The organism is Anabaena sp. 4-3, from assembly GCF_001597745.1.
Classification (GTDB): domain Bacteria; phylum Cyanobacteriota; class Cyanobacteriia; order Cyanobacteriales; family Nostocaceae; genus Trichormus.
Window position 1 is genome coordinate 55902 of sequence record NZ_LUHJ01000068.1, and the last position, 15969, is coordinate 71870.

Sequence of the window (15969 nt, forward strand, 5' to 3'; positions counted from 1 at the left end):
CAATGACTAATGACTATCTGTAGTGTTACTACCCTCTAGAAGAGTTCGGTTATGCGAACTAGCTATAAAAATTAAATTGTTAAATTAATTGATAGTTGAGCAACCATTGAGATAATTGCTATGAGTAATGATTCCCATCGCAATCCCGAAAATGCTTTGACTGAATTCATAAATGATAACCGGCTGTGGGAATATCTGCAATCTCTGAATCCTGAAACTGTTAAGGAATTATCTAAACCCGGTTCAGTAGAAGTGCTTCATTTAATTCAACGTTCTGTGATGGCAACTTTGGGTAATTTACTGGGTAACAAGTTTAACACAACTATCACAACTAGCCGCGAGGAGTTAGGAAAGCTTTTAGGTTCTGCAATGGTAGATGGGTATTTCTTGCGTAACGCAGAACAGCGTCTAGAGTTAGAGAAAAGATTTTTGCCTAGCAATGATCAACTTAACGCCAATATTTATCCGTGGTTAGAAAATTCTCAAGCAGAAGAATTAGCCGATTAAAAATACCAAAAAAAGGCTCAAGCATTGGAACTTGAGCCTTTGCTCAATTCAAGTTAATCAATTAAAATTAATAGCGGTTACGGTTGTAGCCACCACCACCACGATTTCCACCAAATGAGCCTCTATCTTCTTTGGGTCTGGCTTTGTTGACTTTCATATCACGACCCATCCACTCAGCACCATCAAGCGCATCAATGGCTGCTGCTTCTTCTGCTTCTGTTTCCATTTCGACAAAACCAAAGCCACGTAAGCGACCTGTTTCACGATCTGTTGGTAGCTGAACACGCTTTACAGTGCCATATTCTGCAAACACAGCAGTAAGCGCATCTTGGGTAACTTCATAGGAAAGGTTACCTACGTAAATCGACATCAATCTTCTCCAAAATCATGAGTATGCAGAGAGTTAGATTTCGGAGAGAGTCTGTAAATACCAAAAGGAAAAAGCCTGTCAATACTAAAAACAAACGCCATCGCCGAATTAAGTCTCACACCTCATCATTACACATAAATTCTGATAGTCATGAAAAAATTTAAAAAAATTTACAAAAAAACATAAATATCGGACTGACGCAAGTGTCACATTAAATATGTCTTGTAGGGTGCGTCAGACTGCCTAAATGCTGTCAACAAACATATTGTTGATATCTGACGCACCCTACTAATATGCCAGTTGCGTAAGTCCTGATAAATTTTACTATTTGTCTTGGCAGCTTCAGAAGCTGCTATTGATTCAGGTGAGATGAGGCGATATCTAATTAACATTACTTTGGGCAATGTGTAATCAATAATACGGAATTTTAGCTAAGTTGGCAATATTTTAAACATAGACTGTTCCATAACTCAAGAGGTGGCGATGCTTGGCAAAGAGCCAGAAAAAACAGTCTGGGATGTGAACTAGCAACTAGATAATTCAGAAAGAATCCAGTAAATTGTTGTGATATACCAACTAAATCATCATAAAGTTGGTAAATTAGGAAGGTAAGAGAAATTTGACGAGAAAGTTTGTTGCTCCTTAGTTCTGGTGAATACAACTATGCCAATGGATTTGTCACCCCTCTGGATATCACTGAAAACTTCGTTATTGGCTACATTTATTACCTTCTTTTTGGGTATTGCGGCTGCATACTGGATGTTGGGATATCGTGGTAAGGGCAAATCGTTGATTGAGGGGATTTTTGTAGCTCCCTTGATTTTACCTCCTACGGTTGTGGGCTTTTTGTTACTGCTGTTTTTCGGCAAAAATGGCCCAATGGGGCAATTTTTGCAACCTTTCGATATCAGTGTAGTATTTACTTGGTACGGGGCAGCGATCGCAGCTACAGTAGTCTCTTTCCCTTTAATGTATAAAACTGCATTGGGGGCGTTTAAACAAATTGATAGCAATCTCCTCCAAGTAGCCAGAACCTTGGGAGCAAATGAGTGGACAATCTTTTGGTGTATCAGTTTACCCCTAGCATTCCCAGGCATTTTAGCAGCGACATCTCTGGCCTTTGCCCGCGCCTTGGGTGAATTCGGTGCCACATTAATGTTAGCTGGTAACATCCCCGGACAAACACAGACCATCCCCATGGCTATTTATTTTGCTGTGGAAGCTGGGGCGAATGATGAGGCTTGGTTTTGGTCGTGGGCGATTCTGATTGTTTCCCTATCAGCTATTATTACTGTTAACTTTTGGCAAGAACAGAGGGGAAGTAGGGGGAGACAAGGAAACACGGGTGCAGGGGTGCAGGGGTGCGGGGGTGCAGGGGTGCAAGGAAGTGAGATTTTTGGGTTATCGGCTGCATCTGGTGAGGTGAAGCTGTTGGTGGATATTGAGAAGCGATTACCGAGTTTTCACCTGAAAGTGTCTTTTAATAGTGATGAGCAACCGTTGGGATTGTTGGGCGGTTCGGGTGCGGGTAAAAGTATGATTTTGCGGTGTATTGCCGGAATTGAGACACCGACGAAAGGACGGATAGTTTTAAATGGTAGAGTGTTATTTGATTCCGAAAAGAGAATTAATCTACCTAGCCGCGATCGCCAGATTGGTTTTTTATTCCAGAACTATGCCCTATTCCCAAATATGACAGTAGCGCAAAACATCGCGTTTGGACTACCTCAAGGAATCTCAGCCCAGAAAATGCGATCGCAAATCGCAGAATTATTAACAGCCATGCAGTTAACAGGATTAGGCGATCGCTACCCGCACCAACTTTCTGGCGGACAACAACAACGAGTAGCCTTAGCTAGAGCCTTAGCCAGTCAACCACAAGCCTTACTATTAGATGAACCTTTTTCCGCCCTCGACACATATCTGCGTAGTCAACTAGAACAGCAAATGATAGAAACTCTAGCCGAATATCGAGGTGTGACACTATTTGTCACCCATAACATGGAAGAAGCTTACCGAGTTTGTCCTAACTTGCTAGTCATGGAAAAAGGTAGAACCGTACATCATGGTTCTAAATACGATATTTTTGAGCATCCGGCAACAGTGAGTGTTGCTCAAATCACCGGCTGCAAAAACTTCTCCAGTGCTATTGTTCACACATCGCAACAGATAGAAGCCCTTGATTGGGGTTGTCAATTGCGAGTTATGGAAGCAATACCCCCAGAAGTAACGCATATTGGCATCCGCGCCCATCATCTCACATTCACCAAAGAACCCAGCCAAACAAACTCTTTTCCGTGCTGGTTAGCCCGAACCAGCGAAACACCCCACCGCATGACATTGTTTTTAAAACTCAATTCTCCAGCCAACGACTTACACGATTACCACATACAAGCCGAAGTCTACAAAGAGAAATGGGCAACTCTCAAAGATCAACCTTTCCCCTGGTATGTGCGTTTAGACCCCCTGCGGCTAATTTTAATGAATAGTCATTAGTCATTAGTCATTGGTCATTAGTCATTAGTCATTAGTCATTAGTCATTAGTCATTAGTCATTAGTCATTAGTCATTAGTCCCCAATCCCCAATCCCCAATCCCCAGTCCCCAGTCCCCAGTCCCCAATCCCCAAATCCTGTGCTTCAATATGAAAGCTATTATGGATTTGATGGAGTATGCCGCAGAAAACAGCCGCTTTACGGTTTGTCATTTTGTTGGGTTTTGTTAGTCTCTGTGCTGATGCTACCTATGAAGGCGCGCGTAGCATCACAGGGGCTTATTTAGAGGTTTTGGGAGCTAGCGGCACAGTAGTCGGTCTAGTAGCTGGTTTTGGCGAATTAATTGGCTATGGCTTTCGTCTAGTGATTGGATATCTCAGCGACCAAACAGGTAAATATTGGGGAATCACAACATTAGGTTACTTTTTAAATACTGCCGTTGTGCCATTGTTAGCATTAGCTGGCAGGTGGGAAGTAGCCGCAGGTTTAATGATGGCAGAACGCACAGGTAAAGCTATTCGTACTCCTCCACGAGATGCGCTGCTTTCCCACGGTGTCAGTCAAATTGGCCGAGGCTTTGGCTTTGGTTTACATGAAGCAATGGATCAAACTGGTGCTGTTATGGGGCCTTTGGCTGTAGCGGCGATGGTTTATTTTCAGGGAGAATATCGCAATGGCTTTACAGTATTGATTGTCCCTGCGGTTTTGGGTTTAGTAGTGTTGGGAGTTTTACAATTTATTTATCCTAACCCTAGAGATTTTGAGGAAGAAACAGAGGATAGTCCCAAAGAGGAAGAATTACCGCAGATATTTTGGATTTATTTGGGTGCTGTGGCCATTATCGCCGCCGGTTATGCAGACTTCCCTTTGATTGCGTTTCATTTTCAAAAACAAGGTATCGCTACGGGGCAAACCATACCTTTGTTTTATGCTTTAGCGATGGGTGTAGATGCGGTAGCAGCGTTAATCTTTGGCTATCTGTTTGACCGCATTGGGATTTTTGTGTTAATTACTGCGGCTTTGCTCTCATCTTTATTTGCGCCATTGGTATTTTTAGGCAATACCCAACTAGCACTGTTAGGGATAGCATTTTGGGGGATTGGCATGGGAGCGCAAGAATCAGTTTTAAAAGCTGCGATCGCTGGTATGGTTCCCAAGCACAAACGCGCCACAGCCTACGGTATTTTCAGCACTGGCTATGGTCTAGCGTGGTTTTTAGGTAGTACCTTAATGGGTGTGTTATATGACCATTCAATTACTACGTTAATAGTTTTTTCTTCCGCCACTCAACTATTAGCAATAGTATTTTTCACCTGGGTAAAATTGCAAGCTGACAAGACTAATACCGCACTAACAAAACAAGTGTAAAACGGTGCATAAGTGCAGGGTTGAATAATAAATATTGACTTGTAGAGACGTTGTATGCAACGTCCCTACAAATAACTAATAACTAATGACCAACGACTAATGACTAATAACTAAATCTGCAAAACTTTAAACCACCTATTTACAAAAGTGTTAATAGTTTGTTTAACTTGATGTCTGCGATACCATCTTTGAAAAGCCCTTTCATATTCTTCACCCTTCATCAGAAAAGTGTTCCAAACATCCAACCCGACTGCTAACCCACTGAATACTAACAGGTAAAGCGACCAAGAAATAGTCCCACCACCGACAAAATCAGCCAAAATCAGAAAACCATTGACAATAGTATAATTGCCCAAACGCTTCTTAAATCTTGTCAGACGGTAAGTATTAAAAGCTTGACGCTGCTGGATTTCTTGGTGTTGCGATCGCCAGTCTTTCTCTGCTAACTTTAAACTCTCCGGCGAGATGTCTAACTCCTGAGCAATTTCTACAATTTGCTCATAGCTAAACTCTTTTTCTTGGTCGTCAGCTTGGCGGGCGATCGCAAGTTGTAGAATTCTTTGTACATCATCTTGGCTATAAAAACGGTTGTTTTGAGAATCAAAGTCCGTCATAGTTGCTATCTGTAGGTATTTTCTCGCTTAAGATTCATCGCCCGCTAGCCATCAGCTAGATTGCATCATCTCAGATATTGTCCTATCTCTACACTAGCAAATATTTCCAAAACTACCTCAATCACAGCCATTGTACTCGACTGACACAGCTAATTTTGTGCATCAGATGTAGATGTAGTAGCGTGGCAAGGCTAAAATGATGCACAAATATAGTTCTTGTGGTGCGGGCTTCTAGCCTGCACCGGAGGGGATAGGGAGCTTATCCCACAAGAGAGTTTTAATGCAACATTTAAGGCTTGCCACGCCAGTAGTAGCGTGACCGGGCTAAAATAGTGCATTAGATGTAGGTTGGGTTAAGCGCAGCGCAACCCAACTAAGATATTGGTATTGGGTTTCTTGAAGTCAAACGCCATTCGCCCCAATCCGGGAAACCCTTCCACGGCGATGGCTCCCCAACCTACAATTTTTTTGCATCATTTTAGTCGTGTCAGTCCAATACAAATACCTGATTTTATGCAAAAATCAAACCGGATTTCTATATAAACATTATTCTATCCTACGCATTAGTAAATCTCATGATTTTTTTCAAAAATTGCTGGTTTACTCTTATTCATCAATATATTATTAACCATCATAAAAATAAACAAAAAAATACATTATGAAATATTCAAATTTAATTTTTACAAAGAGGCTATTTATCAAGTAAATATTGAGTAGTGTGTGTTACGGCCATGAAAGAATTTGAGCATTTGAGAGAGTAGAAATTAGCCGTAACGCACCAATAAATACGATGCCGTACTCTCAGCCAACGCACCCTAATGGACTGACACGACTACAATTTAAGTTTTACTTGATCAATAATCTCTAAGGTAATTTTGAAGAATTGATGAATTCAGTTAAACAACCCCTAGTAGTTTTTCCTCTTACCTATTCCCCCTAATCATTAGCTAAAATACCAGTAGAATTACGGATGAGTAAATATAGCTAATTTAGATAATATTTATGGTGCAAATAGCGGTATGCACAAGCAAAAACCCTAAATTTTCAATGAATGCAAAGTTAAACTTTATCTCAGGGCTACCACGCTCTGGTTCGACATTGCTGGGTGCTATACTCAGACAAAATCCCCGATTTCACGCTAGTATGTCCAGCCCTGTAAGCTCACTGGTGGATCGGATGCTAGAAGCAATGAGTGAAGATAACGAATTTTCTGTTTTTATCTCACCAGAACAAAAACGCTCTTTAGTCTTAAATATTTTTAACGCATATTATCAAGACCAAGCAGATAAAGATATTATCTTTGATACTCATCGGGGTTGGTGTAGTAAACTATCATTAATTAATCAACTATTTCCAGATGCCAAAGTAATTTGCTGCGTCCGTAATATAGCCTGGATTATGGATAGTGTTGAGCGGCTAGTGCGGCGTAATGCCTTTGATGTTTCCAAATTATTTAATAATTCTCAGGAACGCGCCAACGTTTACAGCCGGACTGAAGCATTGAGTCAAGGAAGTCGATTAGTAGGGTTTGCTTATAATGCCCTCAAAGAAGCTTTTTATGGTGAACATAGCCAATCTTTACTCTTAGTTGAATATGATTTATTAACTCAAAATCCAGAGAAGACCATATCACTAATTTATCAATTTTTAGAGACAGAACCCTTTCCCCATGATTTTGATAATGTGCAGTATGATGAACCGGAATTTGATCAAAGACTCCAGACTCAAGGCTTACATAAAGTCAGAGAAAAAGTAGAGTTTAAACCACGACAAACCATTTTACCACCAGATTTATTTATCAAATATTACGACTTGAGTTTTTGGACAGAACTGAGAAACAGTCAAGCAAACGTCATTGTTGCCCAGCCTTTAGACACACTCTAAACAGATGGTCAAACACCGTAGGGCGATGCACTGTCCACAACGGCAAAAACCAGGGTAGAAGCAAGTTTTCCCCATTGCCAACTTCAAGTTATTTGACTTTTCACCTTATGTGGAAAAGCTAACGTCAAACCTCACCCCCTCACCCCCTTCCCTACTAGGGAAGGGCGGGTTGTAGAGACGTTGCATGCAACGTCTCTACTCATGCTGTTCGGAGGTTTGGAGAGGGGTTTTCCCGAACCCGTCAACAGTCAGAAACCTCACCCCCTAACCCCCTTCCCTAGTAGGGAAGGGGGAACAATTAAAGCCTCTCTCCTTATAGGGGAGAGGTACCCTGCGGGTTCGCGTAGCGTCTCTGAAAGAGAAGCAAGCTATGGAGAGGGGTTTTCCAGCCCTAGTAGGGAAGGGGGAACAATTAAAGCCTCTCTCCTTATAGGGGAGAGGTTGGGAGAGGGGTTTTCCCGAACCCTTCAACAGTCAGAAATTTCATTCAGCCTGAATCAAGTGCTGCGACAAGTTAAAGCACTCGATTGAGGACAAATCTCTAGAGATTTGTAGAACTCAGACAAACTTTCATTAACAACAGGAGAATTAATATGGCACCTTCAGTCAACGAACCATTGCTAGTCACCCAAGCAACTGATAATGGTCTTGGTGATACCGTAGGTACTCTGAGTTGGGCGATTTTACAAGCCAATCAACAAGATGGAGATGACACCATCACCCTCGACAGTGATGTGCGCGTTACAGGAGTGATGAAAACCCTGATTAACAGCAACATCACAATTGTCGGGAATGGTAACAGTATTAGCGGTGATGCTAATAACAATGGTATTACTGATGATGGTGATGTTCGCCCCTTGTTTATCAAGTCCGGCACAGTGAATATCTCGAATTTAACCATCACCAATAGCATGGCTAAAGGGGGAGATAGTTACTACGGTGGCGGTGGTGCTGGTATGGGCGGCGGCTTGTTCATCTATGATGGCACTGTGTCATTAACTGATGTCACCTTTAGCAATAACAAGGCACAAGGCGGCAGTGGTATGCGTGTTCACCTGGACAACGGCGATATCTTGTCCGGTAGTGGCGGTGGGATGTTTGGCAACGCCACTGGCTTCGGCGGCGGTGGGCTGTTTGCTAATAGCGATGGTAGCAATGGTGGCTATGGCGGCAACGGCAATTACGGCGGCAGAGGTGGCACCAACGGCGGCAACGGCGGTTTCGGTGGCGGTGGCGGTGGCTACGGCAATGGCGGCAATGGTGGCTTCGGTGGCGGCGGTGGCGGTGGCGGTGGCTACGGCTACGGCTACGGCTACGGCTACGGCAACGGCGGCAATGGCGGCTTCGGTGGTGGCGGTGGCTACGGCTACGGCAATGGCGGCAGTGGTGGCTACGGTGGTGGTGGTGGCGGTGGCTACTACGGCAGCGGCGGCAATGGTGGCTTCGGCGGCGGTAGCGGTGGCGGTGGCTACGACGGCAGCGGCGGCGGTGCTGGTATGGGTGGCGGTATATTTATCCGCAGTGGTTCATTGACACTCAACAACACCACCTTCAATAACAACACTGCTACAGGTGGCACAGGTTTTGAGAATGGTAAGGGCTTAGGTGGCGCGATATTTATCATGCAGTCCACCAGCAACCCCAACGGCAACAACCAAGCAATGCCCCAAGAAGCACCACCTACAGTCTCAGCTACAGGAAATACTTTCAACGGCAACAGTGCTGCTGACGATGCTGGTACAGAAACCGACAACGATGATATTTACGGTGCTTTCGCTGTTCCTGCCGTAGAAGCAGGTGTCACCATCAGCGAAACCGACGACAGCACAGATGTCACCGAAGGCGGAGAAGGAGATACTTATACAGTCGTCCTCAACAGCCAACCCACAGATGATGTCACCATTACTCTCAACCCTGGCACACAACTAACAACCAGCCCCAACACCCTCACCTTCACCCCCGCCAACTGGAACATAGCCCAAGAAGTCACAGTCATAGCCCTGAATGATGCTGTAATTGAGGGTAATCACTCAGATACTATCACCCACACAGTCACTAGCAACGATCCTAACTATTCTAATTTGACGATTAATCCCATCAACGTTGCTATCACCGACAACGATACCGCAGGTGTCACCATCAGCCCAACTGACGGCAGCACAGATGTCACCGAAGGCGGGGAAGGAGATACTTATACAGTCGTCCTCGACAGACAACCCACAGATGATGTCACCATTACTCTCAACCCTGGTACACAACTAACAACCAGCCCCAACACCCTCACCTTCACCCCCGCCAACTGGAACATAGCCCAAGAAGTCACAGTCAAAGCCTTGAATGATGCCATCACAGAAGGCAATCACACAGGTACTATCACCCATACCATCAGTAGCGACGATAGTAACTACAGCAACCTCAGCATTGCTGATATTACCGTCAACATCACCGATTACAACGGCACACCCATCCAAGGCACAGGCGAAAAAGAAATTCTCCGAGGTGGAAACAACGCCGATGTCATTGAAGGCTTAGACGGTAATGACTACCTGCTAGGAGGCGGCGGTGACGACAACCTCGATGGCGGTGCTGGTAATGACTACGTATTCGGTGGCGCAGGTGATGATATCATCAAAGGTGGTGATGATGCTGGCTTTGACCTACTCTACGGCAACCAAGGTGAAGATACCCTTGATGGAGGCGACGGTGACGACAACCTCGACGGTGGAACAGGAAATGATAGCCTGATTGGTGGTCGTGGTAACGATATCTATACTGTCGATAGTCTCGGCGACACCGTAGTTGAGATGGCAGACGAAGGCAGAGATAAAGTTAACTCTTTCATCGACTACACACTCGGAAATCACTTGGAAAATCTCACCCTCTTGGGTAATGCCGAGAATGGTACTGGTAACAGCCTCAATAACCATATTATCGGTAACAATGCCAATAATATCTTATCTGGTTTAGAAGGTGATGATTGGTTAATGGGTAAGGGCGGTAACGACACCCTGTATGGTGGTGCTGATAATGACCGACTTGATGGTGGTGCTGGGGATGATAGTCTATTTGGTGGTGTTGGTAATGATATCTACGAAGTCGATAGTGGAGACGACACGATTGTTGAACTCGCCGATGAAGGTATTGATACAGTTATCTCTGTTGTAGATTGGACATTAGGCGACCACTTAGAAAACCTGACATTGGTGAGAAATGCTGAATTTGGTGAAGGTAATGAACTCGATAACCACATCTTTGGTAACAATCAAAATAATGAATTGCGTGGTTTAGACGGTGATGATTTTCTCTCCGGGGGAGTCGGGGACGATACACTCACTGGTGGTGTTGGTGATGATACCCTAGTTGGTGGTCGTGGTGCAGATACCTTTGACTTGATTGGTGTTCTCGGTGGTGTTGATACTATTAACGATTTCCGCGTTGGTGAAGATATTATCCAAGTGTCTGCATCTGAGTTGGGTATCACACCACAAATGATCGCTGATAACAGCTGGTTTATCAGGGGGACGAGTGCGACTACAGACACTCACCGCTTGATTTACAATCAAACTACAGGCGCACTGTTCTTTGATGCTGATGGTAGTGGTGCTGGTGCGTCGGTACAAATAGGCTTGTTCTCCAATCGTGCGGTTTTAACTGCTGACAGTTTTGTTGTTGACGGTGGTCAGGCGGTCAGGTAAACTGATTCTCTCACTGTCAGGACTTACGCAACTGGCATATTAGTAGGGTGCGTCAGATATCAAAAATCTGTTTATTGGCAGCATTTAAGCAGTCTGACGCACCCTACAAGACTACAAGACTGATGTTTAACTAGGCTGGCGAAAGTTGTAAATTTCTGTAATTACGTCTACCCAACCATCAGAGACAGATTCTAAAATGCGATCGCCTTTTTCTTTAGTCGCTGTAGTCGCATCACCAATTACACCACTTTTACTAATATCCTTTGTCACCCAAGCCACGGGTAGCTTACCCTCCCAACTCAACAAACTACCTGCCGGCTGTTCTGGGGGATATTCCGCCACTGCTTGCTCTAACCTCACCTGCTCTGGTAAAATAGCCAGCATAATGCTAGTTTCCGCGTCTCCGGCGTGCATTCCTTGGGTTGCTTCCTTTGGTGTCAGCAATTCTTTAGTAATGTGAGGTACACGCCAAGTAAAAAGCGGAAATACCCAAAAGTCGCCATACTTAACGTGTAAATCCCGCGCTGCCATTTGCATCACTTGGGGTTGTCCCCCGTGGGAATTCATCAATACTAGCTTTCTAAAGCCAGCACGGTAGATACTTTCGGCAACTTCGATGATTGTAGCGGTGAGTGTTTCGGTGCTGAGGGTAATTGTACCGGGAAAGTGCCAATGTTCGTTAGATTTACCATAATATAAAGTAGGCAAAGCGTAAGCCGGAATATTAGCATCCAACTTTGACAAAGCCTTACCTAAAACACCTACACTAATAGCAGCATCAACAATCAGTGGTAGATGAGGCCCGTGTTGTTCAATTGCCCCCACTGGTTGAATGATAACAACATTTTCCTTATTCGGCATAGCCTGAATTTCAGTCCAGGTGAGATAGGGAAAAAACCGTTCTGGGGGAATAAAGTTGTGCATCTGGGAAAATTCAAAATTCAAAATTCAAAATTCAAAATGAAAGAAGCGGCTTTTGGCTGCTGCGATCGCATCATTTTTATATTAACTGGGAATTAGAAGGGACTGGGTACTGGGAACAGGGGAGAAGAACTTTTACCCAGTCAACCGTCAACCGTCAACCGTCAACAATTGTGAATTGATTTGTCTCCCTCATCTGCCCAACCTCTAGCTTCTAACCTCCAATTCAGCGCATAATAACCAAGTCTGAAACAATCAAAGGAAGGACAATCAATGGTCGAGGATAATGGCTCAATTCGCACTTTATCGGTTGATATTGGTGGTAGTGGTGTCAAAGCGATAGTCTTAGATATCACAGGAAACCCCGTGAGTGAACGGGCGCGTGTTGATACACCCCAACCCGCTACACCAGAAGTGGTGATCAATGCCATCATGGTATTAGCAGCTGCTCAAGGTGAGTTTCATCGTGTCTCGGTAGGTTTTCCGGGTGTGGTGCGCTATGGTGTCACAGAAACAGCAGTAAATTTACATCCAGATTGGATTGGGTTTGATTTAGAAACAGCACTTTTGCAACGATTAAATAAACCTGTACGGGTGATTAATGATGCAGATATGCAAGGATTGGGGGCGATTAAAGGTAAAGGTGTAGAGTTGGTAATTACGTTAGGTACTGGTTTCGGTTCGGCTTTGTTTGTCGATGGTAAATTAGTTCCGAATATGGAAATGGGACATCATCCGTTTCGCAAAAATGAAACTTTCGAGGAACAGCTAGGAAGGGCGGCGTTAGACAAAATTGGTGAGAAAAAATGGAATCGTCGGTTAAAGAAGGCGATCGCATCTTTGCAGAGTTTATTCAATTATGATTACCTTTATATTGGCGGCGGTGAAGCTGTAAAAGTAAATTTTCAGCTACCCTTAAATGTGCGACTCATTCCTAATATCACTGGGTTATTAGGTGGTATTGCTTTGTGGCGAGATGAAAGGTAAGTTTGAGGAGTAGAGGCAGCAAAGGCAGCAAAGGCAGCAAAGGAAGCGGAGTCAGAAATTCTTTCCTCATACTCACTCAAGAGTCTCTAACTTTGCTCCCGGTTAATATCTTGCAAGTCAAGAGCATAATTTAACCGCAAAATATTAACTCCTGGTTCGCCAAAAATTCCTAAAAATCTCCCTTCAGTATATTTATTAACTAGCCTTAATAGTTCATCGGCTTGGACATCACGGGCGCGAGCAACGCGCTCTATTTGTTGTCTAGCAGCTTGGACGGAAATATGTGGATCTAAACCTGAGCCAGAAGTATAAATTAAATCAGCTAAAGGTGGGATATTTTCTTCTTGCAGTTTATTTGCTTGTTCAATAATACGAGTGAGCAGTTCTGGATTACTAGGTGCAAGATTACTAGCACCAGATATACCCGTTGTTCTGGCTCTTCTCCCCTGAGAATATCTGACTGCACTGGGACGACCATGAAAATATTTTTCGGAAACAAACACTTGACCAATTAAGGCTGAACCAATTGGTTGAGCCTCTATATTTTGCATGATGCTACCGTTAGCTTGAACTGGAAATAAACCTTGACCAATCACTAAAATAGCTAGAGGATAGATAATTGCGGTGACTAACCACAGTACCAGAGTCAGACGAAAGGCTTTGATGATTTCTCTAATAAAAGACATAGACATTTTTTTAGTTACTCTAAGAATTTAACTGGTAATTTTTTCTAGAATTCATTCAGATTAACGGAGAACAGGGAACTCTTAATAGGGAACAGCATATTAGTAGGGTGCGTCAGGTATCAAAAATACGTTTATTGATAGCATTTAAACAGTCTGACGCACCCTACAAGACCTTTGTCATGTAACACTTGCGTCAGAATATAATCGCGTTTCTACTATTGACTTTTTACGCTAATCCTACGGCAGTAATCAGGATATCTATGAATTTAATTGCAATCAATGGTGCAATTACTCCACCCAAACCATATATTAGAATATTGCGTTGTAATAACTGATTAGCTGTTAATGGTCGAAATTGCACGCCGTTTAAAGCTAGGGGCATTAAAGCGGGAATAATCAAGGCGTTATAAATCAAAGCTGACAGCACAGCCGAATTAGTGCTAGTTAAATTCATAATATTCAAACCTTGCAGATTAGCACCTGCAAAGATGACTGGGATAATGGCAAAGTATTTAGCAATATCATTAGCCAGAGAAAATGTTGTTAAGGCACCACGGGTAATTAGCAGTTGTTTACCGATGCTGACAATATCAATCAACTTGGTGGGATCAGAGTCCAAATCTACCATATTGGCGGCTTCTTTGGCGGCTTGAGTTCCCGTATTCATGGCTAAACCAACGTTAGCTTGAGCTAAAGCGGGTGCATCGTTGGTTCCGTCTCCAGTCATGGCTACGAGTCTACCTTGGGCTTGTTCCTGTTGAATGACGGTGATTTTATCTTCTGGTGTGGCTTCAGCGATAAATTCATCAACGCCAGCTTCTTCAGCTATGACGGCTGCGGTAATGCGGTTATCGCCTGTGAGCATGATAGTACGTACTCCCATGCGGCGCAATTGGTCAAAGCGATCGCGAATACCTGGTTTAACAATATCCTTCAGATAAATCACGCCATAGATTTCATTACCCAAGCACACGGCTAAAGGTGTACCCCCCTGTTGGGAAACTCGCTCATAAGCAGCATCTAATTCTGGGCTAATTTGCCCATGACGGGAACGGACAAAACCTTTAATAGCTTCTACTGCGCCTTTTCTGGCTTCCCTTCCCCCTGGTAAATTAGTGCCACTCATCCGAGTTTTAGGGGAAAATTCCACTCCTTGAGCTTGTCTGAAGTCTAAATCAAATTTGGCACCCAACTTTTCGGCTAGGCGGAGAATTGATTTACCTTCTGGTGTATCATCAAATACGCTTGTGACCCAAGCCACGCTAGCCATTTCTGCCATTGAGTGACCATTGATCGGGATCAATTCTTCAGCTAAACGATTACCTAATGTAATTGTACCTGTTTTATCGAGAACTAAGGTATTCACATCACCGCAAGCTTCTACGGCTCGTCCTGATGTGGCGATGACGTTAAATTGGGCTACTCTATCCATCCCAGCAATCCCAATAGCATTAAGTAAACTCGCTATAGTGGTTGGTATCAAAGCTACAAGTAGGGCAATTAAAATTGAGACGTTAATGGGACTGTTGACATAGTAGGCAAAGGCGGGTAAGGTAGCCACCACAAACAAAAACACCAAGGTCAAAAAAGTCAATAATATACTCAGTGTAATTTCATTGGGGGTTTTGCTGCGTTCTGCGCCTTCGACTAAGGCAATCATCCGGTCAATAAAGCCTTTGTCTGGGTCGGCGGTGACACGTATAATCAATTCATCGGAGAGAATGCGAGTACCACCGGTGACGGAACTGGCAATATCTGAGCCTGATTCTTTTAGGACTGGTGCAGATTCTCCAGTAATGGCTGATTCATCCACTGAAGCCACACCCATAATTACCTCCCCATCGGCGGGGATGATATCACCAGCCACTATATATATAGTGTCGCCTTGTCTGAGGCTAGTAGCCGGGACTTCGGTGATCATACCATCGGGTGAGAGTTTCTTCGCGGGTGTTTTTGATTTGGTGGCACGCAAAGCATCGGCTTGGGCTTTACCTCGTCCTTCGGCGACGGCTTCCGCGAAGTTAGCAAACCAAACCGTTAAGAACAAAGTCCCGGTTAATATGCCGTTGAAAAGTTGGGGATTTGGCTGTTGTGTAGGGCCGAATAAATCAGGTTGGATGGCGAGGGCGAAGGTGATGAGAGTCCCCAACCACACCAAAAATATTACCGGGTTTTTGATGGCAGCTTTGGGATTAAGCTTGATAAAAGCATCCCAAATCGCCCTGAGATAGAGTTGTCTAGGATTAATTTTCGCTTTTTTGCTGGCGCGACGGCGATCGCCTGTACCAGAAAGAGGTGTTTTTATTTTAGAGGTAGCTGCCACTGTCTTCATTGAATTTATGTAATATTGGATTGATATGAACGGGGAGATGGGGAACTAACATCAAGAATTTCTCCCTTATAGCTCTGATGCAATTTACAATTGTTTCTGGCTTTACTCTT

The 15969-nt window shown here is 43.9% G+C and carries 11 protein-coding genes; 6 read left to right on the top strand and 5 right to left on the bottom strand.

Annotated features, from left to right (window positions below; translation table 11 throughout):
- Window positions 1-120: 120 nt before the first annotated feature.
- A complete protein-coding gene (locus A3775_RS19335; protein ID WP_066376937.1) occupies window positions 121-507 on the top strand; it encodes a DUF760 domain-containing protein in 387 nt (128 codons plus the stop codon).
- A gap of 67 nt (window positions 508-574) precedes the next feature.
- On the opposite strand, the gene A3775_RS19340 is transcribed toward A3775_RS19335, so the two are convergent.
- Window positions 575-877 carry an RNA-binding protein gene (locus A3775_RS19340; RefSeq protein ID WP_066376936.1) on the bottom strand — a complete coding sequence of 101 codons (303 nt, stop codon included), beginning with the start codon at window positions 875-877 and terminating at the stop codon, window positions 575-577.
- A 663-nt stretch (window positions 878-1540) separates the two neighbouring features.
- On the opposite strand from A3775_RS19340, the gene modB reads away from it, so the two are divergent.
- Together modB and A3775_RS19350 are read left to right on the top strand one after the other, a co-directional pair.
- The gene (modB, locus tag A3775_RS19345) at window positions 1541-3373 is read left to right on the top strand and encodes a molybdate ABC transporter permease subunit (protein ID WP_066426358.1); all 1833 of its coding nucleotides are present in this window, start codon (window positions 1541-1543) and stop codon (window positions 3371-3373) included.
- A gap of 176 nt (window positions 3374-3549) precedes the next feature.
- The gene (locus A3775_RS19350; protein ID WP_066376932.1) at window positions 3550-4740 is read left to right on the top strand and encodes an MFS transporter; all 1191 of its coding nucleotides are present in this window, start codon (window positions 3550-3552) and stop codon (window positions 4738-4740) included.
- Between the two features lie 110 nt (window positions 4741-4850).
- Here A3775_RS19350 and A3775_RS19355 read toward each other — a convergent pair whose 3' ends face one another.
- On the bottom strand, window positions 4851-5354 hold the full coding sequence (locus A3775_RS19355) for a 2TM domain-containing protein (RefSeq protein ID WP_066426360.1): 504 nt from the start codon (window positions 5352-5354) through the stop codon (window positions 4851-4853).
- A gap of 1047 nt (window positions 5355-6401) precedes the next feature.
- On the opposite strand from A3775_RS19355, the gene A3775_RS19360 reads away from it, so the two are divergent.
- Complete coding sequence (locus tag A3775_RS19360) at window positions 6402-7238, top strand: sulfotransferase (RefSeq protein WP_066376930.1); 837 nt, start codon at window positions 6402-6404, stop codon at window positions 7236-7238.
- 593 nt (window positions 7239-7831) lie between these two features.
- Complete coding sequence (locus tag A3775_RS24765; RefSeq protein WP_066426362.1) at window positions 7832-10933, top strand: hypothetical protein; 3102 nt, start codon at window positions 7832-7834, stop codon at window positions 10931-10933.
- Between the two features lie 126 nt (window positions 10934-11059).
- On the opposite strand, the gene A3775_RS19375 is transcribed toward A3775_RS24765, so the two are convergent.
- On the bottom strand, window positions 11060-11857 hold the full coding sequence (locus A3775_RS19375; RefSeq protein WP_066378693.1) for a creatininase family protein: 798 nt from the start codon (window positions 11855-11857) through the stop codon (window positions 11060-11062).
- Window positions 11858-12127: 270 nt separating this feature from the next.
- On the opposite strand from A3775_RS19375, the gene A3775_RS19380 reads away from it, so the two are divergent.
- Window positions 12128-12841: an ROK family protein gene (locus tag A3775_RS19380; RefSeq protein WP_066378646.1), complete on the top strand. Its 714-nt coding sequence runs from the start codon at window positions 12128-12130 to the stop codon at window positions 12839-12841.
- Between the two features lie 86 nt (window positions 12842-12927).
- Here the strand turns inward: A3775_RS19380 and kdpC are convergent, their stop codons facing one another.
- Both kdpC and kdpB read right to left on the bottom strand, forming a co-directional pair.
- Entirely contained in the window at window positions 12928-13527 is a 600-nt protein-coding gene (gene kdpC / locus A3775_RS19385) for a K(+)-transporting ATPase subunit C (RefSeq protein ID WP_066378640.1), read from the bottom strand.
- 226 nt (window positions 13528-13753) lie between these two features.
- The gene (gene kdpB, locus A3775_RS19390) at window positions 13754-15859 is read right to left on the bottom strand and encodes a potassium-transporting ATPase subunit KdpB (RefSeq protein ID WP_066378639.1); all 2106 of its coding nucleotides are present in this window, start codon (window positions 15857-15859) and stop codon (window positions 13754-13756) included.
- Window positions 15860-15969 lie beyond the last annotated feature (110 nt).